Source organism: Ruania halotolerans, assembly GCF_021049285.1.
GTDB classification, from domain to species: domain Bacteria; phylum Actinomycetota; class Actinomycetes; order Actinomycetales; family Beutenbergiaceae; genus Ruania; species Ruania halotolerans.
In genome coordinates, this window is record NZ_CP088017.1 from 844536 (window position 1) to 868695 (window position 24160).

Consider the following 24160-nt stretch of genomic DNA (forward strand, 5'->3'; position numbering starts at 1 on the left):
ACGCCGTTCGATCACGCGCAACGTGCTCATCGTTATCAAGTTGTGACCTTCATTACTTCCTCGATTTACTTGAACGGCCGTAGAGTCACGACTGGCGTCCGGGACACCCGGGCGCCTTGATTTGACCCAAATGAAGGCCAGCGCCCGCCCCGCGGGTGCCGGGCACCATGCACTCAAGGCTCGGGGGAGTTCGTGCAAGCACAGGAGAAGAAGACGCGCCGTAGGGCGCGCAATCGTTGGCAAAGGCCGCTCAGCGTCGCCACCGCAACGGTTGCGGCCGTTGCGCTGGGAGCCGTAGGGCTCTCCGGGACACTGTCGCCGGCAGCGGCGCTGCCGACGGATGAGTCCGAGGCGGAGGGTCGCCTACTCGCCGGTGGAGGTGTCCTCAACCTCAACGACCTCGCTGAGTTGGAGGGTGCCTACAGTGCGTACCCGACGGCGCCCGGTGAGGTGCAGAACCCGCTCACGATCGAGGTTCTGAACGCCCTCGACCTCGACTTCGGCGGCGGCGCTCAGCTGCTCGGCGAGAACGGCGTGCTGGGCGTCGGTGCGCTGGCGCAGTACGCCCGCACCGGTGACGGTGAGGTGCCATTTGCCTCGGCCGGCGCGATCAACGCAGACGGTTCCATCGCCTTCGGCGGTTCGGACCCGAGCCAGAACGCCTATCTCGACCTCGGGCCGCTGCTCGGTGCGGCCGGCCTGGACACGCTGCTGGATGACGCTCGCGTGGAACTCGGTGCGCTCTCCGCATCCGCGACCACCGACGAGGACGGCAACCCGATCGGCGACTACCAGATCGGCGACGGCACGCTGATCCTCACCAGCCCGGCGATCGCTGGGCTCAGTGGCACGCTCTCGGACAGCCTCGACGAGGTGTCCGGCCCGGTCAACGGCCTGGTCGGGACCGGCGGCGTGATCGACACCACGCTCAACCCGCTGTTGGATGACCTGACCGACACCCTCAACTCGGTTCTGGGCATCGTTGGCACGGTTGACGACCTCGGTGTCACCGCCACCGTCGACCTCGATCTGCAGGCGGCGCTCGACTCCGTCCTTGCGGAGCCGCTGACAAGCCCGGACTCGGCTGTCACCATCGACCTGAGCACCGGCGAGGTGAGCGTCGACTTGGCTCGCCTCGTCGCGGACACCCAGGGTGGGACCTACGACGGCACCTTGAACGGCCTCCCGCCGAACACCGAGATCCTCGGCCCGGACGTCATCCAGGCCGCACTTGATGGTGCGATCGGATCTACGCTCGACCAGATTCCGGCGCTCGTCGTCAACGCGCTCACCGATGCCCTGCACGCGGCGGAGCTGAACATCGCGATCACCGGTGAGATCAACACACTCCTGGGTAACGTCGGAACCGTCGACATCCAGCTCTCCGGCACGCTCGGTGACTTCGCTGGTGTGGAAGGCTCGGACGCGCCTACAGTCGATACGTCGGGGACGACCATCATTGGTCTCCCGGTTGGTGACCTACTTGAGCCGATCCTGCAGGCTGTCACGAACACGATCCTGCCCGCGTTGGTCACCCCGATCAGCGAGGCGATCACCGACGAAGGCACGCTCGACACGATCTTCCGTCCACTGGTTCAGGGCGTGAACGATCTCCTTGAGCCGCTGGCAGGCCTGATCACGAACAACCTGATCTCGCTCATTGCCAACGTGCAGGAGCAGCCGGGCGACTTCGTCCACGCGGACGGCTTCGACGACGACTCCTTCACGCAGCGCGCGCTGCAGCTCACCTTGCTGCCGGGCTCCACGGCCGTGCAGGTCAGCATCCCGTCGGCCACAGTTCGACTGGCACCCCCGGACGACGGAGAGGCCAACACGAACGCCTCGGCGTCGGCTGCCGCGTCGGCCACCGCCGATGACGATTCGAACGCCTCGGCTGATGTGGCGGCTCAGGCTGCTGCGCTGGCGGACGCCACGTCGGACGCTTCGGCTGCTGCCGATGTGAGTGCTGAGGCTGCGGCTGCTGTGGCGGCGGATGTGGACTCCTCCTCGGATGCTTCTATCGATGCGACGGTGGATGCGGATGCGTCGGCTGCTGCCGCTGCTGAGGCTGCTGCCGCCGCGGATGCCACGGACGACACCAACGCTGACGCTTCGGCGGCAGCGACGGCGGATGAGGATGCGGATGCTTCCGCTGAGGCAGCTGCTGCGGCTCAGGCGGCGTCCACCGCGGATTCGTCCACGGATGCTTCCTCTGAGGCCACGGCTGATGTGGACGCGGATGCGGCAGCCGACCCGGATGCGGCGGCTGACCCGGACGTCGACGTTGATGCGGATGCGAACACCAACGCCTCGGCGTCGGCTGCTGCATCGGCGGATGCCGATGACGACTCGAACGCCTCGGCTGACGTGGCGGCTCAGGCTGCCGCGCTGGCGGACGCTGAGACGGACGCCTCGGCTGCTGCCGATGTGAGTGCTGAGGCTGCGGCTGCTGTGGCGGCGGATGTGGACTCGTCCTCGGATGCTTCCGTTGATGCCACGGTGGATGCGGACGCCTCTGCTGCTGCGGCTGCTGAGGCTGCTGCCGCCGCGGATGCGACGGACGAGACGAACGCTGACGCTTCGGCGGCAGCAACGGCGGACCAGGATGCGGATGCCTCCGCTGAGGCTGCGGCTGCTGCTCAGGCGGCGTCCACCGCGGACTCCTCCACGGATGCTTCCTCTGAAGCCTCTGCCGATGTGGACGCTTCCGCGGACGACGCCACGGACGCGGATGCGGATGACACGGCAGACGCCGATGACACCGCAGACGCCGATGACACCGCAGATGCTTCCAGCGATGCGGATGGCAGTGGCGACGAGCTCAGTGCCACGGTGCTCTACCAGAGCATCGTCCGGGACACCGGAGTCGAGCAGGAGGCTTACGGCTTCGGCTTCGAGCCGGGTGAGTCGGTCACCGCGACCGTCCACTCCACCCCGTTCGACCTCACGGCGACTGCGAACGACGACGGTGACGTGACCTTCACGTTCCCGATCGACGCTGAGTTCGAGCTCGGCGACCACCACGTGACGATGGTTGGCGAGGTCTCCGGCGAGATTCCGGCAGAGAACCTCGACACCGACTTCGTGGTGACCGCCGTCAATGCCGGTGGCGGTGACGGCGGTGGCGACTCGCTGCCGGACACCGGTGCGGAGCTCGACCAGTTGTTCGGGCTCATCGCTGCGGCGCTGTTGTGCCTGGGTGCAGGGATCCTGCTCTCCGGCCGGAACCGGCGGACCAATGTGATCTGATCCGCATTCGCGGATGAGCACTGATCGGGGTTCGGTCCCGGGTACCTTGGGTATCCCGGGGCCGGGCCCCGATCGTTCACGTCTCCTGGCATCATCGCCCTGGTGGGAAAGCGACAATGACGAGCAAGAACAGCGAGAGCGTCGAGACCGCAAGTGATGCGGGATCGCCCGGCGATGCAAAGCCCGACAAGAGCCCGGCCACTGAACAGCCGCGCACCCCGATGACCACGCTCAAGCGGATCGTGGTGGTGGTGGCCGTGCTGTTCACGGCATGGCACGTGCTCGCTACATTCCTGTGGATCGCGCCCGCCTCCGGACTGCGGCAGATGGTCCCCGGCGAGATGCTACGTGACTACATGATCCCGATGCACGGGCAGAGTTGGAGCGTGTTCGCCCCCGAGCCCATCAACGGTGACTACCGGATGCAGATTCGAGCCACTGTCACCGAGAACGGCACCACGCGGGAGACCGACTGGGTCGACGCGACCGCAGCCGAGCTGGAGATGCTCACGCACAATCTCACGCCGCCGCGCGCGGCGATCACAGCTTCGGAGCTCTCCGGGCGCTTTCGCAATGCCTACTTGGACCTCAACGGAGAACAACAGGACATCGTGGCCCTCGGTTACTACACCGGAGACGACTGGCGCGACCGGATGGGCGATGCCCTGCTCTCCTACGGCAACGAGAATGCAGTCGCTGACTATCTGGAGCTCGAGGAGACCGTGACGGCATATTCCACGCAGGTGGCCTACGCGATGTGGGGAGACGGCGTCGTGCATGTGCAGTTCGTGGTGAGCCGGCAGAACGTGATCCCGTTCGGTCAGCGCAACGAACCTGACGCCGAACGCCCGGCCGTTCAACCAGTCCCCACCGGTTGGCGCGGACTCATCGAGTACGAGGGCCAATCACGCGAACGCTTCGGCGCGATCTTCCGCGAAGCAGTCCGAGAGTCCACCCGATGAGCACGCTGACCTCTGCCCTCACGCGGTTCGTGCGCACGGGTGCACGTACGGTTCGTCCGCTGATGAGTGAGCTCGTCGACACCCTTGCCACGCTGGTCCACAGGATCCTGACCTTCATTGAGACCTGGCTGGTCGGCGGCAAACACGCCCAGTACGGGCTCGCTGTGACGCGCATCCTCCTGGGATTGACCGCACTCGGGCTCCTGGCCACCAACTTCCGCACCCGGTACTACGCCTTCGGCAGCGGATCGGCTTGGAACGGCGAAGCCGCCCAACCACTCAGCGACTTCCCGCAGATCCCCCTCTTCAGCCTGTTCAACCGAGTGGCCCTGAACGACGTCTCGTTCACCGCCCTGTATCTCCTTCTCGCGTGGCTGGCCATCCTCTTCACACTCGGCTGGCGCACCAAGATCGTGCTGCCGATCTTCTTCGTCGGGTGGGTCTCTTTCATCGAGATGAACGATTCTCTCGGCGATCAGGGCGACAACATGTTCCGCATCACCCTGCTCGCCCTCCTCTTCGCCGACACGGCGAAAAGGTGGTCCTTGGACGCTCGACGCCGTGCCGATACGGCCGCGCAGACGGGCCCATGGCTGCTTCGTGCGTGGCGCGGCGCCCCCTTGCTCCCATCATGGGTGACCAACCTCAGCCACAACTTGGTGCTGGTGGCGGTCACGGCACACGTGTGCTTCGTCTACGCCTCCGGCGCACTCTACAAAGCCGGCGGCGCACCGTGGCAGCACGGGTACGCGATCTACAACCCGCTCCAGACGCAGCGTTTCGGCTCCTGGCCCGAGCTCAGCGATCTGATCACCGCCTGGGCGCCGGTGGTCACGATCGTCTCGTGGAGCTCGATCATCCTGCAGATGTGCTTCCCGTTGATGCTGCTGTGGCGCCCCACCCGTATTGTCGGCCTCTTCGGAATCACCTCCTTCCACATCGGCATCGCCGTCCTCATGGGCCTGCCCTGGTTCTCCTTGGCGATGATCGCCATCGACGCGATCTTCATCCGAGACGCCACCTGGCGCTCCGTGACCGACCGGATCGGTCGCGCTTGGCGTGAAGCGCGCGAGGACGATGAATCGCCACCACCGCGGCGAAAGGGCACCGGGCAAGCACGAGAACGCGGACCCACGCGTACACCTGCTACCGAGCGCGTCACCGCGTCGGGCTGAGCGGGATCTCCCGAACCAGGCAGACTGGACCCATGCCACGCACCCGCACGGACGCCGTCGTGATCGGTTCCGGACCGAACGGACTGACGGCCGCCGTCACGCTCGCCCGCGCCGGGCTTGAGGTGACCGTACTGGAGGCACAAGCGATCCCGGGCGGTGGCGCCCGGACACTCGACTCCTCACTCGCCGAGGGGCTGCGCTACGACATCTGCTCGGCCGTGCACCCGCTCGCCCTGGCCAGCCCGGCGTTCGGGGAGTTCGACTTCGCGGCACGCGGGGTGCAGTTGATCACCCCGGAGATCTCCTACGCCCAACCACTGGACGGTGGCCGGGCGGCGGTGGCCTACCGCTCGCTCGGGCGCACCGTGGCGGAGCTGGGTGCCGACGGATCTGCGTGGCACCGCTTCTTTGCCCCACTGGTCGAGAACGCCGAACTGCTGACCGCCCTCGTGCTCGGCAATCGGCGCGAACTGCCGGCCGGAACGCTCACGGTGGACGGGGTGCGGGCCCTCGTTGCGGCGGCGCTTCGATTGCTGGAGCAGGGCACCCCGGCGTGGAACCTGCGCTTCAGGGAGGATCTCGCCCCAGCCCTGCTCACCGGCGTGGCCGCCCATGCGATCTCGCGCCTGCCCAGCCCCGCCGCCGCCGGCACGTCAGTGATGCTCGCTACTCATGCGCACACGGTCGGGTGGCCGATTCCTGTGGGCGGGTCCGGATCGTTGACGGCGGCCCTCATCGCCGATCTGGAAGCGCACGGTGGCCGAGTGGTCACCGAGCATGAGGTGACCGCCTGGCACGAACTCCCGCGCGCGAGGGCCTACCTCGCCGACCTCTCACCGGCCGGGCTGTTGCGCATCTGGGGCGACCGGATGCGACCCTCGGTGCGGGACGCCCTGGCCCGGTTCCGGTACGGTGACGCCGCCGCGAAGGTTGACTTCGTCCTGTCCGGCCCGGTGCCGTGGGCGGACGAACGTGTGGGGCGGGCGAGCACGGTGCACGTGGGCGGCTCCCGCGCGGAGATGGCGTACGCGGAACGCGAGGTCGCGCAGGGCCGCTTGCCGGAGCGCCCGATGGTGCTGTTCTCGGACCCGACTGTGGCCGACCCTGCCCGGGAAGTCGGCGGGCTGCGGCCCGGCTGGGCGTACGCGCACGTGCCGGCATGGAGCGCGGCGGACGTCACGGAGGCCGTCACTGCGCAGATCGAACGCTTCGCACCCGGCTTCCGGGACGTCGTCGTGAGTTCGCGGTGCATTCCCGCGAACCGGCTGGCCGAACACAACGCCAACTACATCGGCGGCGACATTGCCGCCGGGGCTCTGTCGGTAATGCAGGTGGCCGCACGACCCAGGCTCACACTGGACCCGTACGCCACCTCCATCCCCGGCGTGTACCTGTGCTCCCAGTCCGCACCGCCCGGGCCCGGCGTGCATGGGATGGCCGGCTGGCACGCGGCGCGCCGGGCGCTCACCCAGCGGTTCTCCCTACCGACGCCGTCCCTCGCCCCGCACTGACACCTTTACCCGCACGGACACCTCCACCCGCACTGCCCCCCCACCCGCCCACCTCACCCCACGTCGCGAGTGCGGAACTTCTCGCTCACGGGCTGAGATATAGCCGAGATCGGGCGCACTCGGCGGGCGGCGGCGCGGGCGTATCGTGAACAGTTGCCGCGCGTGCTTGCACTCTCGAGCTGAGAGTGCCAATAATGGCGTTAGCACTCTCGCTATGAGAGTGACAATTGTGGTCAGCGAGACGAGGCGCCGAACCGTTGCGTGACGTGAACGCATCGGGTTGACGCCGTCCGTCGCGGGCGTCGCGCCGGCCGTGCCAGTAGCCAGTACCGGAGGATCGAACCGCCAATGGCCAAGCAGATCGCTTTCAACGAGGAGGCCCGTCGCGGGATGGAGCGTGGACTCAACATCCTCGCCGACACCGTCAAGGTCACCCTCGGCCCGCGGGGACGCAATGTCGTCCTCGAGAAGAAGTGGGGCGCTCCCACGATCACCAACGATGGTGTGTCCATCGCCAAGGAGATCGAGCTCGAGGAGCCCTACGAGAAGATCGGTGCAGAGCTCGTCAAGGAGGTCGCCAAGAAGACTGACGACGTCGCAGGCGACGGCACCACCACCGCCACCGTTCTCGCCCAGGCGCTCGTGCGCGAGGGCCTGCGCAACGTGGTGGCCGGCGCCAACCCGATCGCCCTCAAGCGGGGTATCGAGAAGGCCGTCGAAGCCGTGACCGCTGAGCTGCTCAGCTCCGCCACCGAGGTGGAGACCAAGAAGCAGATCGCGGCCACCGCCGGCATCTCCGCCGGTGACCCGCAGATCGGTGAACTGATCGCCGAGGCCCTCGACAAGGTGGGCAAGGAAGGCGTCATCACCGTCGAGGAGTCCAACGCCCTGGGCTTGGAGCTCGAGCTCACCGAGGGGATGCGCTTCGACAAGGGCTACCTGTCGGCGTACTTCGTGACCGACCAGGACCGCCAGGAGGCGGTGCTGGAGGACGCGTACGTCCTGCTCGTCGAGTCCAAGATCTCCAGCGTCAAGGACATGCTGCCGCTCCTGGAGAAGGTCATCCAGTCCGGTAAGCAGCTGCTGATCATCGCCGAGGACGTCGAGGGCGAAGCCCTGGCCACCCTGGTGCTCAACAAGATCCGTGGCACCTTCAAGTCCGTGGCCGTCAAGGCACCGGGCTTCGGCGACCGCCGCAAGGCCATGCTCAACGACATCGCCATCCTCACCGGTGGTCAGGTTGTCTCCGAGACCGTGGGCCTCAAGCTCGACAACGTCGGCCTCGAGGTGCTCGGTACCGCTCGCCAGGTCGTTGTGACCAAGGACGAGACCACGATCGTTGAGGGTGCCGGCGACGCCGACGCCATCGCCGGACGGGTCGCGCAGATCCGCGCCGAGATCGAGAACTCGGACTCGGACTACGACCGCGAGAAGCTGCAGGAGCGCCTGGCGAAGCTCGCCGGCGGTGTGGCAGTCATCAAGGCCGGTGCCGCCACCGAGGTGGAGCTCAAGGAGCGCAAGCACCGCATCGAGGACGCCGTCCGTAACGCGAAGGCTGCCGTTGAAGAGGGCATCGTCGCCGGTGGTGGCGTGGCCCTGATCCAGGCTGCTGCCGCCGCGTTCGCCACCCTCGAGCTCGAGGGTGACGAGGCAACCGGTGCATCCATCGTGCAGATCGCCGTGGACGCCCCGCTCAAGCAGATCGCCGTGAACGCCGGCCTCGAGGGCGGCGTTGTGGTGGAGAAGGTGCGTGGCCTGGAGACCGGTCACGGCCTGAACGCCGCCACGGGTGTCTACGAGGACCTGCTCGCTGCAGGGATCAACGACCCGGTGAAGGTGACCCGTTCCGCACTGCAGAACGCTGCCTCCATCGCCGCACTGTTCCTCACCACCGAGGCCGTTGTGGCCGACAAGCCGGAGAAGGCCCCCGCGGCACCGGCCGGTGGCGATGACATGGGCGGCATGGGCGGCATGGGCTTCTGAGGAAGCCAACACCGCTGAGCTGCTAGGTCAGCACAGATCGAACGAAGGCCCCGGTTCCCGCGTGGAACCGGGGCCTTCGTGCGTCGTGCCCGCTAGGCGTGCAGCTCTGACCGGAGGTTGGTCCGGGCCGCGGCCTCCCACTGCGCTCTCCCGCGCACGGTGTGGAACAGCGGGTCGAGGCGGAGCAGCTGTCGCACGACGGCGGCCCGCCCCGCCGCGAAGTCCGCATCCGTGACGTGGGCGTACTCGGATCGCACCTGCCTCAGATACTCCAGGTACCCCGCAGCGTCCCGGGCGAGAACTGCGAGATCGGCATCCACCAGCAGCGCCGCGTTCGCATCACCGGGGGCAACCTGGTGCGTGGTGGTCACCAGCACGAGGCGCACCACTTCTGCCGTCTCCGCGGCACTCACGCCTGCGCGGGGAAGCGACTGCTCGGCAAGTGCGGCCGAATCACGCTCATCCTGCCCGGCTCGGCCCTGATACACAGCATCGTGGAACCACGCGGCAAGGAGGACCGCCCGCGGCGGCACCGCAGGCGCACAGAGTGTCTCAAGGGCCTCGAGCACATCCAACAGGTGCGCCGTGGTGTGGTACGTGCGATGGTGCTCGTCCCACCGGTCAAGCAGTTCCTCACCCAGGTTCGGTGCCTCCGGCAGCATCCTGTGCCACCGGTCCGCCAGTGCCGATCGCCGGTGCGCGGGGCGCTCCCGGGCAGGGACCCGTAGACCGCTTCCGCGCAGCCGGCGGATCAGCACCCGCGCCGGAACCGGGTCGGCTCCTCGTGCCACAAGTTCGGCGTACAGCCGCTCTGGCACGTCATAGTGGTCCCGGTCGAATGCGCGCTGACTCACACCGGCGGCTGCCGCGAATTCGTGCAACTCGGTCAGCGACGCGTCCGAGACCAGGTGCGAGAACCTCGTCCCGTGCGCAGGCCACATCGGCGGATCGATGAGAAGGGCCACGCTCCCATCGTAGGTTCCCGCTCAGCGTGCAAACATGCGCATCGTGTTCGACTCGGCACCCTCGTACTCGCGCGCGCCGGCATCCAAGGCCATGGAGATCTGCTCCAGGGAGCTCTCCACCTGCTGCTGCGTGGCACGCCAATCCGTCAGCAGGCCGGTGAACGCCGTGGACGCACCGCCGCGCCATGAACTCTGCAGCGCGGTCAGGTGCCGCATCATGTTCGTCACCTCGGTCTGGATCACCACGGCGGAGTTGCGCGCGTTCGCACCAGCGCGGGCCACCTCTGCGCTGTCTACCTCGAATCGAGCCATCTCATCCTCCTCAGATTGCGGCGCGCCGAGTGCGCGCCCGTCGAGGTCGACGCTAGATAGCGCGTGCCGAGGAGCGCGCAATGCCGGGGGAGGGCTGTGGATGAGCGTGCATCGCGGGTCTGCTGTGGGCCCGCTCGAGGGTCAGCGCCGCCGGGTGACCGGGTGGTGCTTGATGGCGGGCATCCTCGGCGGCCTGCTCAGTGAGGGGACGTCCCGGTTGCTCGCGGACCGCTCTTGCGTCTCATCGTCTGTGCGGTCCTCGGGCTGCCGCTTGCGCTCGGCGTCCTCGGATGGACCTGCATCTGCGGCGGGAGCGGAACCCCGGGTGCCGGAATCGGCCTGGTCGGTGTTCTCGCCCGCCTGGTCTGAACTGCCTTCCTCATCCGAGCGTGCTGAGCGTGCGGGCGCGCTCGAGTTGCCCGCCGCGACCGAGCCAGCCGCCGCGTTCGAGCGAGTCCGTAGCGCGGGGTCCTGGCGGCGGTCCGCCTCCGGCTCAGGGCCATCGCCCGCACTCCCGGCATGTTCGCGTGCGCCCTGGTCCGCTGCGTCGCCGCGTGGGTCGGACTCATCCCGCGGGGGGAGCTGCTCTAGCGTGGAGGTCAGCCGATCGAGCTCGGCGGAGAGATTCTCTCTCGCAGCGTCCTCCCATGGCTGGGCCATCGGACTCTTGAACAGCCGGTTCCGGTTCAACAACTTGGTCACGATCGCCAGGCGCGCCTCGACGTAGTCGCGATCTGGAATGTGCCGGTACTCCTCGCGCACTTCTCGGCGGTATGCCTGGTAGCGCTGCGGTTCCGCAGCCAGACCGCCGAGGTCGGCATCGCAGAGGGCCTGGGCGTCGATGTCGTTCTTGGGGGCTGAGTGGCGGGCGATGCCGATGATCAGCGCGGACACCCGATCGACCACCTTCGCGGGCACCCCGAGCTCGGAGAGCTCCCGTCGCGCCAGCTCGGCGGACGCCACCTCGTCGACACCGCCGCGGTGCGCGTACGCCTGACGTGCGGCGGCGTCGAAGGCAGCCCCGTGATACCAGGCCGCGATCCGCACCACGTCAGGGTCGTGGGTCTCTGGCGCGAGTTCGTCCACCCGCGCCAATACGCCGATGAGCCGCTTGAGATTGTGGTGGATCCTGCTCGGATCGGACCACCGCTTGATCAGGCGCTCGCCGTACGTCTCGAGCGTGGCCCGGTCCGCAGTGGCTCCGACGGCCTCCAGGCTGCGCCGCCATGCCGAGAGAACCCATCCCGGTGCGTCGATGACGCCCATCGCGCTCACATTTCCTTGCTCACATTGATCACGGTCACGTCATCGTAGCCCCGTCCGCGGCCGTCGGCCGACCGCACGCGCGGCACTGCACAAGGACCGCTTCGCACTCTGTCCGCAGACTGTCATCAAGCGTTCGGCACGGGCGCGACTACTCTGGATTCATGGCAGCGGGCATCCCAGCGGCAGTGATCACGGTTTCCGACCGTTGTGCTGCCGGCGAGCGTGACGACTGCTCGGGGCGCACGGCCGCCGATCTGCTCGCCGATGCCGGCTACGTTGTGGCGCCGGTGACTGTGATTCCGGACGGAGCGGACGCCGTCGAACGAGCGATCCAGGCCGCGCTGGAACAGGGCGCCCGGCTTGTGCTGACCACCGGCGGAACTGGCCTCTCTCCGCGTGATCGCACGCCGGAGGGGACGGCCCGGGTGCTGGAGTACGAGGTGCCGGGGATCGCCGAGCAGATCCGTCGCAGTGACGCGGCCACTGTGCCCACCTCCATCCTGAGCCGGGGACTCGCCGGAGTGGTCGGGGCGGCGCTGGTGGTGAATGCCCCGGGATCGGTCAGTGGGGTCACCACAGCCGTGCAGGTGGTGCTCGGAGTGGCTGCCCATGTGCTGGACCAGCTCGAAGGCGGTGATCACCCGTGAGCGCAAGGAGCCCCCATGCAGACAAGGTGTACCGGGGTGAGCAACTGCAGGGATCGCGGCACATCGAGCCCGTGACGGTGGCCCTCGCCCAGATCTCACCCACGCCGCTGGACATCGCGGCCCACCACGCCGCTGTCACGGGGTCACAGGACGGTGCGCTGGCCTGCTTCGTCGGCACGGTCCGCGACCACAGCCCGGACGCGGCCGGGCAGGTGGTCCGCCTGGAGTATGTGGCGCACCCGGATGCCCCAGCCGTATTGGCCTCACTCGCTACTCAGGTCAGCACCCGGCATGACGGCGTCACGATCGCCGTCAGCCATCGCACCGGTGATCTGGGCGTGGGGGAGGCGGCCATCGTGGCCTGCGCAGCCTCGGCGCACCGGGCTGCTGCGTTCGACGCGTGCCGGGACCTGGTGGAGACGGTCAAGGCTGAACTGCCGATGTGGAAGAAGCAAGTGCTCGCTGATGGATCGCACTCGTGGGTGGGTGCCCTATGAGTGAGATTAGAGCTGTGGAGGTCTCCGAGGACCTCGCGCACCCGATGGTCGACCGCTTTGGACGCGTCCACCGCGATTTGCGCATCTCCCTGACCGACAAGTGCAACCTGCGCTGTGCCTACTGCATGCCCCCCGAAGGCGTGCCATGGCTGAGCAAGAACAACATCCTCACCACGGACGAGCTGGTCCGGGTGGCCGAGGTGGCAGCGGTACTGGGTATCGAGGAGGTGCGGCTCACCGGCGGGGAGCCGTTGCTCCGTCAAGACGCAGTCGAGGTCGTGCGGCGGATGGCGGCGATCAACGGCGCCACTGCTCCGCTCGAGGTCTCGATGACCACGAACGGGATGGCCTTGCCGCGCCTGGCCACCGATCTCGCCGAGGCGGGGTTGGCCCGGGTGAACATCAGCCTGGACACGCTCAGCAAAGAGCGCTTCCACGAGCTCACCCACCGGGACCGGCTCGAAGACGTTCTCGCCGGTATCGATGCGGCGCTCGCGGCCGGGCTGAACCCGGTGAAGATCAACGCTGTGGCGATGCGGGGCGTGAACGACGATGAACTCGTGGACCTGGTGCGTTTCGCCGCCCGGTCCGGCTGCGAGATGCGGTTCATCGAGCAGATGCCCCTCGACGCCGGGCACATCTGGTCCCGGGTGGCGATGGTGCGTGGCGAGGAGATCCTCAGCCAGCTGGAACAGGCATTCTCGCTCACCCCACTGCCAGGGCGCGGCGCTGCCCCGGCCGAACGCTTCCTGGTGGACGGCGGCCCCACCACCGTCGGTGTGATCCGCTCGGTGACGAAGCCCTTCTGCGGGGCGTGTGACCGGGTACGGATCACCGCCGATGGTCAGCTGCGGAACTGCTTGTTCGCGCGGGAGGAATCGGACCTGCTGGCGGTGCTGCGCTCGGGCGGAAGCGACGATGACATTGCCACGCTCATGCATCGCTGCATCGCCGGAAAGCTCCCCGGCCATGGGATTGATGACCCCGGGTTCCTGCAGCCGGACCGGCCGATGAGCGCGATCGGTGGTTGACCCGCCACTCGGGGTGCTGCCCCGGTTGCACGATGCCCTGGCCGAGTACGGGGCCGTGGCACTCGGCGGCTCGGGCCTGCTGCGGGCACTCGGCATCGATGTACCGGTCAACGACTGGGACCTGATCACCGATGCGGAGCCCCAGCGGGTACGCGAGGTGATTGGCTCGTTGGGCCTGCCGGTCCGTGAGGTCGCCGGAGACAGTGCACAGTTCAGCACCCGCGCACTGTTCCAGGTGAGCGATCCCGGCACGGGGCGAGAGATCGACGTCATGGTGGACTTTGCGATCATCGACGACGGCCGGCCCGTCCCGATTCCGGTGCGCCCCTACCGCCGGTGGCGTGGGATGTGGCTCGCCCATCCGCAAGACTGGGCGCTCGCGTACCGCCTGATGGGGCGAACCGAGAAGGCCGCGCAGTTGCGGAGCTGGCTCGCGGCCACGGACTGAACACGGGGTGAACGACGACACCCGGCGGATGAGACGGCGGCGACACCTGACCTGAGAGTCTGGCAGGTTAGGAGCATGGATACTGCCGCTCTACTGGACCTTCTCAAGGAGACGGCCGCGACCGTCATCACCCCGCGTTTTCGCGCTCTGGCGAGTGAGGAGGTCTTCGAGAAGAGCCCCGGCGATCTCGTCACCGTGGCCGACCGGGAGTCCGAGGTGGTGATCACCGATGCGTTGCGCGCGGCCTACCCGGAAGCGTTGATCCTCGGGGAGGAGGCCACTGCGGCCGATCCGAGTCTTCTCGATGCGTTCGCTACCGCCGAGCACAGTTTCACGATCGATCCGGTCGACGGCACCAAGAACTTCGTGAACGGTTCACCCGACCATGCGGTGATGGTCTCCGAACTGCGCGGATCCGAGGTGGTGCGCGCTGTCATCTGGCAGCCCGAGCACGAGGTGTCATGGGTGGCCGAGCGAGGCGCGGGTGCCTACCGCAACGGCGAGCGACTTGCGGCGCTCACTCGTGACCCGGATCCGGCCCAGGTTCGTGGAGCGACCTCGACGATACTGAGTACCTCCGCTGCCCCGGCTGATCTGCCGCCCATGCAGGAATCCTGGTGGTGCGCCGGGGTGGACTATCCGCAACTGGTGATCGGCACCGTGGATTACCTGGTGTACCGGCGCGACTGGCCCTGGGATCACGCGCCTGGCTCGCTCCTGGTCACCGAGACCGGTGGTCACCTCAGCCGGCTCGACGGCGGCCCTTACGAGCCGCGGGTGGTCGCCGGCTGGTTGCTCGCCGGGGGATCGCAGGAAATCGTCGACGTGGTCAGGCCGCCGATCGCGCGGACGCTCGCGTCTCACGAGTGACTTCCCGTTCGCCGACGACGCGTGTGAGGCAGGCAGCGGCCAGGAGGCACCCGATCGCCAGGACCACGCCGTGGGTGGTCCGTAAGGCCGGGCTCAGGAAGAACTGGGGCAGGTAGGTCACGAGTCCCAACCCGACGAGCGTCCCGGCCGCTCGCGGGAGCGGCCCGTGCGCCCACCACCGCACCGCCAGCGCAACCCCGGAGACGGCCACAGCGAGTAGCCCGGTGCCGAACATGACCGTCTGCACGATGCCACCGCGCACCTGCTCGGACACCGCGGCCAGCCACTGGTCATCGCCGCTGGCGTGCTCGCCGAGAGCCTGCAGGCCGAACGTCTCCGCGCCGAAATACGGCAGTATCAGCACGCTGCCCACCCAGGCGAGCACTGCGGCCACGGTGAGGGCGTCGCGCCGGCGAGGGCCGCCGTCGGCAATCACGGCCGCCGCGAGGGCGAGGCTGAGGGCGATGAATGCGACCATGCCGATCGTGTGCGAGAGGACCCAACCGGTGGAGGCGAAGGTCTCGGCCCGGGTGCTCAACTCCGCATCTGACCATGGCCGCAGTACGGGAAAGAGAGCGAATCCAAGACCCGCGCCGACGAAGGCAACGGTGGATACGGTTCGGGCGCTCATCCTGTCTCCTGATTGTGTGAGCAGTGCAACTCAATGTGACTGGTGCTCTCTGAGCATGTCATACGCGCGCCACCCTGCCAAGCGTGGGCGTCGGCAGCTGAGGGGTCAGTTTCTCGATGAGAGCGCGACGCTCAGCTCGGTGACTTCGCCCACGTCGAACACGACGGCGCGACCACCGGACAGCGGCGGCATCGAGTGCGGTCGATTGGGCGTATATCTCATGGAATGAGCAGGATGGGCCGCACTCGCGGCGGGGGGCGGTGGGTGGGTGGCTGAGGCACGCGCGTGGTCAGCCGCCGGCGAAAGGTGGGAGCACGTCGACGACGTCCGTCTCCTCGAGCGAGGTGGCGTCGTTGGTCACCACCCCGTCCACGAGCAGGGAGCAGCGGGTCAGCACCCGCTCCAGTGCTTCCCCGTGGCGTTCGATCATCAGGGACCGCAGTTCACCCACGCTGTTCGCGGCCAGCGACTCACCGTGCCGTCCGGCGGCCTCGGCCGCCGCGGCGAAGTACCGCACCTCGGTCATGCTCCGGTCTCCTTCTCCCAGCGGCGAGCGAGTTCACCGGCCCTGCCGACGACGTCCCGTGCGGTCCGGGTGGATGCGCTCGACTGAGCGCCCACCGCCAGTCCGACGAGGTAGGCCGTCACCGGTGCGGCAGGGCGATCCACGTGATGGGCCACGTCCCGCGTCATGTCCAGCAGGGCCCTCAGGTCGACCAGCGCAGGATCGACGCCGAGTTCGGCGCACGCATGGCGCACCCACTCCTGGATCGGGGGCAGTTCCTGGTTCATTGCTGCTCCGTTCGCGGTGGGCGCGGGTGCCTCTCCGAGTCTGCCAGATCGGCGCCGCCCGCGGATCGCGCGGCTTCCAGGTCGGCTCTGGTGTCGATATCGGCAACGGTGTCCGGGCTCCCGTCCACCGGAACCAGGTGCAGCGTTCCGAGCAGTCGGCGCAGCGACGCATCGCGAACTGTGGGCAGGTGCGCCAGTGCGGCCTCCAGCGCGGCCCGCCGGTACACGCCCGCGAGCCACTGCCAGCGACCGTCCTGATCACGCAGGCACACGCCGTCGGCGCTCGTATCACCGTCGCGATCGAGTGCGGCGGTCACCGGGGCGAGAGCGGCCACTGCATCACTGGCATGGGGGAGGTCCGCGGCGAGGAGGAGCACCCACCCCGGGCCGGCAGACCCCGCAGACCGGTCCAGCGCTGCCAGGCCCGCCGCCAGCGCTGCCACCGGTCCGCCGAACGGCGGGTCTTCCTGCGTGCGCAGAACGCCCTCCGGTACCGGCAAGGTGGCGGGGCCGACCACCACGATGCGGCGGGCACCGGCACCGGCCTGCAGTGCTGAGGCGAGCAGCGTGCGCCCTCCCACGGTCAGGGAGGGCTTGTCGACGCCGCCCAGACGGGTGCCGCGGCCACCGGCGAGGATGACTGCGTCGGTACCGCTGAGGGCCGCACCGAGGGCTGCACCACTGGTCGGCACTCAGTCCGCCCGGTGCCAGTCGCCGGACTTCCCGCCGGTCTTCTCAGTCAGGCGCACATTCTCGATCATGGTGCCCTTGTCGAGGCCCTTGACCATGTCCACCACGTTCAGCGCGGCCACGCTGACCGCCGTCAGGGCTTCCATTTCCACGCCGGTGCGGTCCGCCGTACGAGCGGTGGCGCGCAACGCGACGCCATCGTCGGTCACCTCGGCATCAACCACCACCCCGTGCACGCCGATCACGTGCGCGAGCGGCAGTAGTTCCGGGGTGCGTTTCGCGGCGGCGATCCCGGCCACCCGGGCCACGGCGAGCACGTCTCCCTTCGGCACCGACCCGTCCCGCAGCGCGGCCACCACGTGCGGGGCGCAGCGCACCAGGGCCTCCGCAGTGGCCGACCGCACGCTCGGTTGCTTCTCGGTGACGTCGACCATGCGGGCGTGCCCGTGGTGATCCAGGTGGGTGAACTCGCTCATCGGTTCCTTCCTTCCGCCAGCAGCTCCACGGTCTCACCCGCGTTCACCTCGGTGACGTCGGCCGGTACGCGGACCAAGCCGTCAGCTGCTGCCAATGTGCCGACCAGGTGCGAACCCGAGCCGCGCTCGCTGGAGGGGCGCACGAGGTAGGCCGGTTGACCATCGGGGGCGTCGCCGTCGTGAGCTATCCGCACCGGCATGAACTGTTCACGCCCGGCGGGGGAGCGCCACCCGGATGTGGCGCGTGCCGGGACCAGGGGGAGGGCCGCCGTCACCGGATGCCCGGCGAGCCGGTGCAGTGCCGGGGCCACGAACACCGCGAACGAGACGTACACGCTCACCGGGTTCCCGGGCAGGGTGAACACTGTGGTGCCGTCGGCGAGGTGACCGAACCCCTGCGGTTTACCCGGCTGCATCGACACCGTGCCGAACCACATGCCCGGTTCCCGGGCGAGGACGGCTTTGACCACGTCATAGGCGCCCACGCTCACCCCGCCGGAGCAGATGATGGCGTCCACGCGCGGTGAGACCTCGGCGAGAACGCGCGCGAACTCGGCTTCGTCGTCGGGGACGGCGCCGATCCGGACCGGTTCGGCGCCGGCTTCGGCGACCAGGCGAGCCAGGAGATAGGAGTTGGAGTCCGGGATCTGCCCGCCCCGCGGTGTGCTGCCCGGGGTGACGAGCTCGGAACCAGTGGAGATCACCGCCACCCGCGGGCGGGGATGCACGGTGAGTGCCCCGTGCCCAGCCGCCGCGGCGGCGGCAATCTGCCGAGCGTGCAGCACAGTGCCGGCGGGCAGCACCAGATCGCCCGCGGCGAGATCCTCCCCGGCGCGGCGTAGGTGGCGTCCCGGTTCTGGGGCGAGGGTGAGGCGTGTCTCGGTGGTGCCGCCGTCGGAGTACTCCACCGGGACGATCGCATCGGCGCCGGCGGGCATCGGGGCTCCGGTCATGATCCGTGCGACCGTGCCAGGGGCCACAGGGTCGGTGCGCACTGCACCGGCCGGGATGTCAGCGGCCACCGGCACAGTGATGGGATGCGCCGCACTCGCTCCGGCCAGGTCGGCGCTGCGGACGGCGTACCCATCCATCGCGGAGTTGTCGAATAAGGGGATCGGCGTGGTGGAGGTGACGTCCGCTGCGAGCACGCGGCCGCCGGCGTCGGTGAGATCCAGCTCGCGCGGGGCCAGAGGCTGGATCGCGCTGAGTACTGCCACCAGGTGCTCGGCCACGGTCCGGGTCATCGTGATTCCCATGCGGTGATGCCACCCTCGAGTACGGAGACCGTGTACCCGTGGGAGGCGAGATCCGTGGCAGCGTGCTCCGCGCGCGGGCCAACGGCGCAATACACGATCACCTCGGCGTCGGCGGGGATCTGGGCGCGGCCGGACTCGGTGAGGGCTTGGGCCAGGGGGATCAGCCTCCCGCCGGGGATGGAGCGCTGCATGTATTCGTTCGGTTCCCGCACGTCCAGGAGGATGAAATCGTCGCGGCGGTGGCGGCGCTCGGTGAGCCGGCGGTCGAGTTCGGCGGGTGAGACGCGGCCGAATCGGGGTCCCGCACTGGCGTCACCGGCGGCCTTCTGGTCGTTGGCCACGTCGAGGGCGGGCTTTTGGCCGGTCTGGGAGCCAGAACCGACCAGATGTCCGCCCCGGGCGGAGGGAGCGGCGGAGCCAGTGCGTGCGACGGCGGCCGGTGAGCCGGCCGGGCGTGGTGCATCCGGACCGGAGCGGAGCGGGAGTTCCGTCCAGCGGGCGTTCAGCGCATCGAGTACCAGGACGCGCCCGAGCAACGGCTCGCCGATTCCCGCGATCAGCTTGATCGCCTCGTGCGCCATCACCGCGCCCACCTGCCCGCACAGCGCCCCGAGTACCCCCGCCTCGGCGCACGAGGGCACGCTGCCCGGAGCCGGCTCGTTCGGGAACAGGGTGCGCAGTCGCACCGGATCGCGGCCGGGCGGCGGTGCGGACCAGAACACCGAGACTTGCGCGTCGAACTGCAACACCGAACCCCACACCACCGGCAGGCCCAACCGGGCGCAGGCATCGTCCACCACGTACCGGGTGGCGAAGGTGTCGGTGCCGTCGAGCACCACATCGGCGCCGCGGAGTAGGGCATCAGCGTTCTCGGCGGTGAGTCGTTCCGGGCGCTTGTCCACGGTCAGGTCCGGAGCGAGCTCCCAGAGTGTGGCGGCGGCGGAGTCCACCTTCGGTCGCCCCAGATCGGAGACCCCGTGGGCGATCTGCCGGTGCAGGTTGGAGCGCTCGACCACGTCATGGTCGATGATCCGCAGTGTGCCGATCCCGGCGGCAGCGAGGTACATCAGCGCAGGGGACCCGAGCCCTCCGGCGCCGATCACGGCGATGGTGGCGTTGCGCAACCGGCGTTGTCCGAGTTCACCGAGTTGCGGCAGCAGGATGTGCCGGGAGAGGCGGTCGGTCTCGGCGCGACTCAGCGCCGGACCTGGTTCGACGAGCGGCGGCAGCGGCATGCTCCTACGGTAGTCGGCCCGGCGATTGCCGGTGGCCTACCGCGGCGGCATCCGCAGGGCACCGTCGAGGCGGATCACCTCACCGTTGAGCAGCGGGTTGGCCACGATGTGGGCCACCAGATCGGCATACTCGCCCGGGCGCCCGAGCCGCGCGGGGTGCGGCACCAGGGCTTCCAGGGATGCGCGAACCTCATCGCCGAGGCCAGCCATCATCGGTGTCTCGAATACGCCGGGCGCAATCGTCATCACCCGGATCGCACTGCGAGCGAGGTCCCGGGCGGCCGGTAGGGTCAGGCTCGCCACGCCGCCCTTCGATGACGCGTAGGCAGCCTGCCCGATCTGCCCGTCGTAGGCGGCCACCGAGGCGGTCATCACGATCACACCCCGATCGCCGTCGCGCGGCTCGTTCTCAGCCATCGCCGCGGCGGCAGCCTCCAGTACGGCGAACGTGCCGATCAGATTGATCTCCACCACCCGCCGGTACTCGGCGAGCGGGAGGATGCCCTGCTTGCCCACGATCCGGCCTGGTGTGGCCACGCCCGCACAGGTGATGGCGATCCGCAGCTCGCCGAGTTCCGTCGCGGTCCCGACGGCGTCCGCCACGTCCTGTTCATTCGTCACGTCGCCAGGGGTGAAGGTTGCGGCCTCGCCCAGCTCCTCGGCCAGAGCAGCCCCGCGGGAGGATGGCAGGTCGAACAGGACGACGCGACCGCCGTCGGCCACCATCCGCCGGGCGGTGGCCTCGCCCAGACCGGACGCCCCACCTGAGACGAGAGCAACAGAGTCGTCGGTGATCTCCATACCCTCGAAACTACCCGCCGTCGCGAAACTCCTCTCGCCGAGTTGGCACGGCACGTGGATACCGCCTCCTGTCTCAAGATCGTGAGAATTTCCTGTTTCCGGACGCAGGTGCGGCGCATACTATGGCATGCATGCCGCATTATCGGGTCAGCGAAGCCGCCGCCCTGCTGGGAGTGAGCGCCGATACGTTGCGCCGCCGCATCGACTCCGGCGACCTGCCCGCGAGCACCGACGATGCAGGGCGTGCCGTGGTGCCGGGGGAGGACCTGGCCCGGTGGGCGCAGGAACGGGCGCGGTCCCCGCAGAGCACGGGGTCCAGCAGCGCCCGGAACCGGCTCGAGGGGCTCGTCACCGCGATCACCGCTGACGCCGTGATGGCCCAGGTGGAATTGCAGTGCGGGCCGTTCCGGGTGGTCTCGCTGATGTCCTCGGAGGCCGTGCGCGATCTCGGCCTCGAGGTCGGCTCCCGCGCCGCCGCGGTGGTGAAGGCCACCACCGTGATTGTGGAGGCTCGGACATCCCGATGAATCTCCGACGGCGTAGCCTCGCGACCGCTTTCGCCCTCACCGTGGGCGGGCTGGCCGCATGCACAGGGGCAACCGGACCAGGTGCCGGCCCGACCGATGTGGCCGACGAGGGTCAGACCCTGACCGTCTACGCCGCCGCCTCGCTCGCCGGCCCGATCAGCGAACTGCTCGCCCAGTATGCCGCCGACCATCCCGAGGTGGCGGTGGCACCTGCCGTCTTCGACGGATCGGCCACGCTCGTCACCCAGGTCACCGAGGGTGCGAGCCCCGACGTGATCGCCACCGCGAACGAGGCGACCATGTCCCCACTCACTGAGGCGGACGTGGTCACCGAACCGGAGTTCTTCGCCACGAACTCGCTCGTGATCGCCGTTCCTGAAGGCAACCCGGCTGACATCACGAGCCTGGCCGATCTCGCCGAGGTGGACACGGTGCTCTGTGCCCCCGAGGTTCCGTGCGGTGATTCCGCCGCCACCCTGCTTGACCTCGCCGGCGTCGAGCTGGAGCCGATCAGCCTGGAACAGAATGTCACCGCCGCTGCCGAGCGGGTCACCTCCGGTGCCGCCGGCGCTGCCCTCGTGTACGCCACCGACGTGGCCGCCCGTGCCGACCAGCTCGACGCCGTGGTTCCAGACCAGGCCGCCGAGGTGGTGAACCGCTACCCGATCGCCGCGCTCACCTCGGCGAGCCAGGCTGGTACCGAATTCGTGGAGCTGGTGCGCTCAGCCGACGGGGCCGCCGTGCTGGCCGAGCACGGGTTCGGCGCGCCATGAGCACCCGTGCGGTGACTCCGGCTGCGAGCGGGGACCGCACCAGCACGCATGTATCCAGCAGCGCGACGACCAGGTCCGGGGTGGGTGGCAGAATTCCGCGGGTACTTCTCGCCCCCGCGGCCCTCGCGGTCGCGCTGCTTACCCTGCCCCTGCTCGCCCTGCTACCCCGTGTGGACTGGGCCAATGCCCCGCAGGCTGTCACCTCCCCGGAAGCCCTCGCGGCGCTGAGCCTCTCCCTACGCACCGGACTGGTCGCCGTCGGCTGCTGCGTGATCCTCGGCATCCCCCTCGCCCTCGTCCTGGCCCGCGCGACCGGGCCGGTCGCGGCCACCCTGCGCGTGCTGGTGACCCTTCCGCTCGTGTTGCCCCCGCTGGTGGGCGGGCTCGCCCTGCTGTACCTGTTCGGCAGGCACGGCTGGCTCGGCCAGGCGCTGGACGTCGTCGGGATCTCCGTGCCGTTCAGTACGGCCGCAGTGGTGCTCGCGCAGACCTTTGTGGCTCTGCCGTTCCTCGTGATCTCCCTGGAAGGCGCGCTGCGCACTGCCGGCACGCGGTACGCGACTGTGGCGGCCACGCTCGGCGCCTCGCGGTGGACCGTGCTGCGCCGGGTGACCCTCCCGCTTGCCGCCCCCGGCCTGCTCGCCGGCACGGTACTGGCCTTTGCCCGGGCGGTCGGGGAGTTTGGTGCGACGGCGATGGTCGCAGGCAACGCCCCCGGGCGCACCCAAACCATCCCGATGGCGATCTACACCGCCTTCAACGGCGCGGGGGTGAGCCGCGATTCGGCCCTTGCGCTTGCCGTGCTGCTGGTACTCGTGGCCCTGGTGATCCTGATCGGCCTGCGGGACTGGCGCCGTCGGGAGGCGTGGTGAGCAAGGAGGCGCTGCACGCTGAGGTCCGGTTGGAGCGAACCGGTTTCTGCCTGGACGTGGCCGTGGACGTGCCGGCCGGGAATGTGCTCGCCGTGGTGGGGCCGAACGCGTCCGGAAAATCCACTCTGCTGCACCTGCTCGCCGGTCTGCTCGCGCCGCAGCAAGGTACGGTCACGCTGGGGAAGCGGCCGCTCTGTGACGTCACTCGCGGGGTCCAGGTGGCACCGGAGCACCGGGGGATCGGGCTGCTCGGCCAGGATCCGTTGCTGTTCCCGCACCTGACCATCACCGAGAACGTCGCTTTCGGGCTGCGCAGTGCGGGCCTGGGCAGGGCCGCTGCACGTACGCAGGCGCACGAGTGGCTGGACCGGCTGGGAGTGACGGGCTTGGGGGAGCGCCGGCCGGCCACGCTCTCCGGCGGTCAGGCGCAGCGGGTTGCCCTGGCCCGTGCCCTCGCCGCCCGCCCCGAGGTGCTGCTGCTCGACGAGCCGCTCGCGGCGCTCGATGCCGAGACCGCACCGGTACTGCGTCAGGCCCTCGGTGAACAGCTGCGCGCTACCGGTACCACCGCTGTGGTGGTCTCGCACGACGTGCTGGACGCCGCACTGCTCGCCGACCAGGTGGCGGTGCTCCACGAAGGAGCGATTGTGGAGCACGGCCCGGTGGCGGAGGTTCTCGGGACTCCGGCTACCCGGTTCACTGCCGCTCTCGTGGGAGTTGCGCTGGTGCCCGGCGTGGTGCGGGACGAGAGCGTGCACACCCGCTGGGGTCGGTGGCCGCTGGCTGAGGTGGGCTCCGTCGCTGGTCCGCTTCCCGACGGCGGCCCGTGCGTGGTGCGGGTGCGTCCGGCTGCTGTGATGGTCGCCCCGGTGAGCGAGGACGAGGTGAGCGGGTGTGAGGGCCAGGTCAAGTGGCTGGAGCCCGCGGCGGGTGGAGTACGGGTGCGGCTGGCCGGGAAGACTGGGGGTCCGGCGCAGGATGACGCAACGGATCACGGCGGCGGAACTGACCTGCTCGCCGACATCGATCCCGCCCAGGTGGACCCTGCCTGGCTGGCTCCGGGAGCGACCGTGCGAGTGAGCCTGGACCCGCAGCGGCTGGCCGTCCGAGCGGTCTGACCGCGTGGAGCCTCGCGCATCGTCCGACCTGGGTGGCGAACCATGACGAGGCGCGCACTGGATCGACGTCGAG

At 69.1% G+C, this 24160-nt stretch carries 25 protein-coding genes; 14 read left to right on the forward strand and 11 right to left on the reverse strand.

The window, feature by feature from the left end; genetic code table 11:
- Positions 1 to 192 precede the first annotated feature (192 nt).
- The 5 genes from LQF10_RS03660 (at position 193) to groL (ending at position 8880) form a co-directional block, all read left to right on the forward strand.
- On the forward strand, positions 193 to 3249 hold the full coding sequence (locus LQF10_RS03660) for a choice-of-anchor G family protein (RefSeq protein ID WP_231066144.1): 3057 nt from the start codon (positions 193 to 195) through the stop codon (positions 3247 to 3249).
- 116 nt (positions 3250 to 3365) lie between these two features.
- Positions 3366 to 4211, forward strand: coding sequence for a DUF5819 family protein (locus LQF10_RS03665; protein ID WP_231066145.1), 846 nt, complete (start codon positions 3366 to 3368; stop codon positions 4209 to 4211).
- A complete protein-coding gene (locus LQF10_RS03670) occupies positions 4208 to 5386 on the forward strand; it encodes an HTTM domain-containing protein (protein ID WP_231066146.1) in 1179 nt (392 codons plus the stop codon). Before LQF10_RS03665 ends, LQF10_RS03670 begins: the two co-directional genes overlap by 4 nt.
- Positions 5387 to 5418: 32 nt before the next feature.
- Positions 5419 to 6897: a phytoene desaturase family protein gene (locus LQF10_RS03675; protein WP_231066147.1), complete on the forward strand. Its 1479-nt coding sequence runs from the start codon at positions 5419 to 5421 to the stop codon at positions 6895 to 6897.
- Between the two features lie 348 nt (positions 6898 to 7245).
- On the forward strand, positions 7246 to 8880 hold the full coding sequence (gene groL, locus LQF10_RS03680) for a chaperonin GroEL (RefSeq protein WP_231066148.1): 1635 nt from the start codon (positions 7246 to 7248) through the stop codon (positions 8878 to 8880).
- 92 nt (positions 8881 to 8972) lie between these two features.
- Here groL and LQF10_RS03685 read toward each other — a convergent pair whose 3' ends face one another.
- From LQF10_RS03685 to LQF10_RS03695, 3 genes are all read right to left on the reverse strand, one after another.
- On the reverse strand, positions 8973 to 9845 hold the full coding sequence (locus LQF10_RS03685; protein WP_231066149.1) for a DUF4031 domain-containing protein: 873 nt from the start codon (positions 9843 to 9845) through the stop codon (positions 8973 to 8975).
- 21 nt (positions 9846 to 9866) lie between these two features.
- Positions 9867 to 10157, reverse strand: a complete 291-nt coding sequence (locus LQF10_RS03690; RefSeq protein WP_231066150.1) for a WXG100 family type VII secretion target — start codon at positions 10155 to 10157, stop codon at positions 9867 to 9869.
- Positions 10158 to 10298: 141 nt separating this feature from the next.
- Entirely contained in the window at positions 10299 to 11432 is a 1134-nt protein-coding gene (locus LQF10_RS03695) for an HD domain-containing protein (RefSeq protein WP_231066151.1), read from the reverse strand.
- Between the two features lie 152 nt (positions 11433 to 11584).
- Here LQF10_RS03695 and LQF10_RS03700 point away from each other — a divergent pair, with 152 nt between their 5' ends.
- The 5 genes from LQF10_RS03700 to LQF10_RS03720 all read left to right on the forward strand — a co-directional run bounded on the left by LQF10_RS03700 (position 11585) and on the right by LQF10_RS03720 (position 14916).
- Positions 11585 to 12070, forward strand: coding sequence for a MogA/MoaB family molybdenum cofactor biosynthesis protein (locus LQF10_RS03700; RefSeq protein ID WP_231066152.1), 486 nt, complete (start codon positions 11585 to 11587; stop codon positions 12068 to 12070).
- Positions 12067 to 12567 (forward strand): molybdenum cofactor biosynthesis protein MoaE, encoded by a 501-nt coding sequence (locus LQF10_RS03705; RefSeq protein ID WP_354002618.1) that lies wholly within the window; start codon positions 12067 to 12069, stop codon positions 12565 to 12567. Before LQF10_RS03700 ends, LQF10_RS03705 begins: the two co-directional genes overlap by 4 nt.
- Complete coding sequence (gene moaA / locus LQF10_RS03710; protein ID WP_231066153.1) at positions 12564 to 13598, forward strand: GTP 3',8-cyclase MoaA; 1035 nt, start codon at positions 12564 to 12566, stop codon at positions 13596 to 13598. The genes LQF10_RS03705 and moaA overlap by 4 nt, the downstream gene beginning before the upstream one ends.
- Positions 13591 to 14046 (forward strand): hypothetical protein, encoded by a 456-nt coding sequence (locus LQF10_RS03715; RefSeq protein WP_231066154.1) that lies wholly within the window; start codon positions 13591 to 13593, stop codon positions 14044 to 14046. Before moaA ends, LQF10_RS03715 begins: the two co-directional genes overlap by 8 nt.
- Before the next feature lie 75 nt (positions 14047 to 14121).
- A complete protein-coding gene (locus LQF10_RS03720) occupies positions 14122 to 14916 on the forward strand; it encodes an inositol monophosphatase family protein (protein WP_231066155.1) in 795 nt (264 codons plus the stop codon).
- Here the strand turns inward: LQF10_RS03720 and LQF10_RS03725 are convergent.
- The 8 genes from LQF10_RS03725 to LQF10_RS03760 all read right to left on the reverse strand — a co-directional run bounded on the left by LQF10_RS03725 (position 14876) and on the right by LQF10_RS03760 (position 20797).
- Positions 14876 to 15547 carry a hypothetical protein gene (locus LQF10_RS03725; RefSeq protein WP_231066156.1) on the reverse strand — a complete coding sequence of 224 codons (672 nt, stop codon included), beginning with the start codon at positions 15545 to 15547 and terminating at the stop codon, positions 14876 to 14878. The genes LQF10_RS03720 and LQF10_RS03725 overlap by 41 nt on opposite strands.
- Positions 15548 to 15836: 289 nt before the next feature.
- Positions 15837 to 16073 (reverse strand): MoaD/ThiS family protein, encoded by a 237-nt coding sequence (locus LQF10_RS03730; RefSeq protein WP_231066157.1) that lies wholly within the window; start codon positions 16071 to 16073, stop codon positions 15837 to 15839.
- Positions 16070 to 16339 (reverse strand): DUF6457 domain-containing protein, encoded by a 270-nt coding sequence (locus LQF10_RS03735; RefSeq protein WP_231066158.1) that lies wholly within the window; start codon positions 16337 to 16339, stop codon positions 16070 to 16072. Before LQF10_RS03735 ends, LQF10_RS03730 begins: the two co-directional genes overlap by 4 nt.
- The gene (mobA, locus tag LQF10_RS03740) at positions 16336 to 17031 is read right to left on the reverse strand and encodes a molybdenum cofactor guanylyltransferase (protein ID WP_231066159.1); all 696 of its coding nucleotides are present in this window, start codon (positions 17029 to 17031) and stop codon (positions 16336 to 16338) included. The genes LQF10_RS03735 and mobA overlap by 4 nt, the downstream gene beginning before the upstream one ends.
- On the reverse strand, positions 17032 to 17505 hold the full coding sequence (moaC, locus tag LQF10_RS03745; RefSeq protein WP_231066160.1) for a cyclic pyranopterin monophosphate synthase MoaC: 474 nt from the start codon (positions 17503 to 17505) through the stop codon (positions 17032 to 17034). It lies immediately after the preceding gene.
- Positions 17502 to 18761, reverse strand: coding sequence for a molybdopterin molybdotransferase MoeA (locus tag LQF10_RS03750; protein ID WP_231066161.1), 1260 nt, complete (start codon positions 18759 to 18761; stop codon positions 17502 to 17504). The genes moaC and LQF10_RS03750 overlap by 4 nt, the downstream gene beginning before the upstream one ends.
- On the reverse strand, positions 18746 to 19996 hold the full coding sequence (locus LQF10_RS03755) for a ThiF family adenylyltransferase (RefSeq protein WP_231066162.1): 1251 nt from the start codon (positions 19994 to 19996) through the stop codon (positions 18746 to 18748). Before LQF10_RS03755 ends, LQF10_RS03750 begins: the two co-directional genes overlap by 16 nt.
- 36 nt (positions 19997 to 20032) lie before the next feature.
- On the reverse strand, positions 20033 to 20797 hold the full coding sequence (locus LQF10_RS03760; protein ID WP_231066163.1) for an SDR family NAD(P)-dependent oxidoreductase: 765 nt from the start codon (positions 20795 to 20797) through the stop codon (positions 20033 to 20035).
- A 131-nt stretch (positions 20798 to 20928) separates the two neighbouring features.
- Here LQF10_RS03760 and LQF10_RS03765 point away from each other — a divergent pair, with 131 nt between their 5' ends.
- Genes LQF10_RS03765 through LQF10_RS03780 form a run of 4 tightly spaced genes read left to right on the forward strand, consistent with a single transcriptional unit; the run spans position 20929 to position 24087 of the window.
- Positions 20929 to 21324, forward strand: a complete 396-nt coding sequence (locus LQF10_RS03765; protein ID WP_231066164.1) for a TOBE domain-containing protein — start codon at positions 20929 to 20931, stop codon at positions 21322 to 21324.
- Complete coding sequence (gene modA, locus LQF10_RS03770; RefSeq protein WP_231066165.1) at positions 21321 to 22097, forward strand: molybdate ABC transporter substrate-binding protein; 777 nt, start codon at positions 21321 to 21323, stop codon at positions 22095 to 22097. The genes LQF10_RS03765 and modA overlap by 4 nt, the downstream gene beginning before the upstream one ends.
- Positions 22094 to 22969: an ABC transporter permease gene (locus LQF10_RS03775; RefSeq protein WP_231066166.1), complete on the forward strand. Its 876-nt coding sequence runs from the start codon at positions 22094 to 22096 to the stop codon at positions 22967 to 22969. Before modA ends, LQF10_RS03775 begins: the two co-directional genes overlap by 4 nt.
- Entirely contained in the window at positions 22966 to 24087 is a 1122-nt protein-coding gene (locus tag LQF10_RS03780; RefSeq protein WP_231066167.1) for a sulfate/molybdate ABC transporter ATP-binding protein, read from the forward strand. The genes LQF10_RS03775 and LQF10_RS03780 overlap by 4 nt, the downstream gene beginning before the upstream one ends.
- Positions 24088 to 24160 lie beyond the last annotated feature (73 nt).

Coding starts and splice junctions, on each gene's coding strand:
- LQF10_RS03665 (WP_231066145.1), top strand. CDS start 3,366: ATGACGAGCAAGAACAGCGAGAGCGTCGAGACCGCAAGTGATGCGGGA.
- LQF10_RS03670 (WP_231066146.1), top strand. CDS start 4,208: ATGAGCACGCTGACCTCTGCCCTCACGCGGTTCGTGCGCACGGGTGCA.
- LQF10_RS03675 (WP_231066147.1), top strand. CDS start 5,419: ATGCCACGCACCCGCACGGACGCCGTCGTGATCGGTTCCGGACCGAAC.
- groL (WP_231066148.1), top strand. CDS start 7,246: ATGGCCAAGCAGATCGCTTTCAACGAGGAGGCCCGTCGCGGGATGGAG.
- LQF10_RS03690 (WP_231066150.1), bottom strand. CDS start 10,157: ATGGCTCGATTCGAGGTAGACAGCGCAGAGGTGGCCCGCGCTGGTGCG.
- LQF10_RS03700 (WP_231066152.1), top strand. CDS start 11,585: ATGGCAGCGGGCATCCCAGCGGCAGTGATCACGGTTTCCGACCGTTGT.
- moaA (WP_231066153.1), top strand. CDS start 12,564: ATGAGTGAGATTAGAGCTGTGGAGGTCTCCGAGGACCTCGCGCACCCG.
- LQF10_RS03720 (WP_231066155.1), top strand. CDS start 14,122: ATGGATACTGCCGCTCTACTGGACCTTCTCAAGGAGACGGCCGCGACC.
- LQF10_RS03725 (WP_231066156.1), bottom strand. CDS start 15,547: ATGAGCGCCCGAACCGTATCCACCGTTGCCTTCGTCGGCGCGGGTCTT.
- LQF10_RS03730 (WP_231066157.1), bottom strand. CDS start 16,073: ATGACCGAGGTGCGGTACTTCGCCGCGGCGGCCGAGGCCGCCGGACGG.
- LQF10_RS03735 (WP_231066158.1), bottom strand. CDS start 16,339: ATGAACCAGGAACTGCCCCCGATCCAGGAGTGGGTGCGCCATGCGTGC.
- moaC (WP_231066160.1), bottom strand. CDS start 17,505: ATGAGCGAGTTCACCCACCTGGATCACCACGGGCACGCCCGCATGGTC.
- LQF10_RS03750 (WP_231066161.1), bottom strand. CDS start 18,761: ATGGGAATCACGATGACCCGGACCGTGGCCGAGCACCTGGTGGCAGTA.
- LQF10_RS03755 (WP_231066162.1), bottom strand. CDS start 19,996: ATGCCGCTGCCGCCGCTCGTCGAACCAGGTCCGGCGCTGAGTCGCGCC.
- LQF10_RS03760 (WP_231066163.1), bottom strand. CDS start 20,797: ATGGAGATCACCGACGACTCTGTTGCTCTCGTCTCAGGTGGGGCGTCC.
- LQF10_RS03765 (WP_231066164.1), top strand. CDS start 20,929: ATGCCGCATTATCGGGTCAGCGAAGCCGCCGCCCTGCTGGGAGTGAGC.
- modA (WP_231066165.1), top strand. CDS start 21,321: ATGAATCTCCGACGGCGTAGCCTCGCGACCGCTTTCGCCCTCACCGTG.
- LQF10_RS03775 (WP_231066166.1), top strand. CDS start 22,094: ATGAGCACCCGTGCGGTGACTCCGGCTGCGAGCGGGGACCGCACCAGC.